Genomic DNA, 331 nt, shown 5'->3' with positions numbered 1-331 from the left:
CAAGGTAGCCGTATCGGAAGGTGCGGCTGGATCACCTCCTTTCTAAGGAATATTTACAAGAGACGTGACGTTCTCTGTTCGTTCAGTTTTGAGGGATAAATCCTCAAACTTTCATACTAAAAAAATGAGAGAAATGAGAAGCAAATAGATCAAGGAAGCGACCGAACGAGCACCGGAGCGTACTGAGGTACGTGAGGAGCGCAGTGAGAGAGCTGACGCAGAGATATGCAGCTTATCATTTTTCGAATCCTGTTATGTGGGCCTATAGCTCAGCTGGTTAGAGCGCACGCCTGATAAGCGTGAGGTCGATGGTTCGAGTCCATTTAGGCCC

At 47.7% G+C, this 331-nt stretch carries 1 tRNA gene; it reads left to right on the top strand.

The annotated features are described in order from the left end of the window. Window positions 1-258 precede the first annotated feature (258 nt). Window positions 259-331: transfer RNA gene (locus BK139_RS23490), tRNA-Ile, on the top strand.

The organism is Paenibacillus sp. FSL R5-0490, from assembly GCF_001956215.1.
In the GTDB taxonomy this organism is placed as follows: domain Bacteria; phylum Bacillota; class Bacilli; order Bacillales; family Cytobacillaceae; genus Cytobacillus.
The sequence above is the reverse complement of the archived record's forward strand: the minus strand, read 5'-3'. Positions and strand labels throughout refer to the sequence as shown.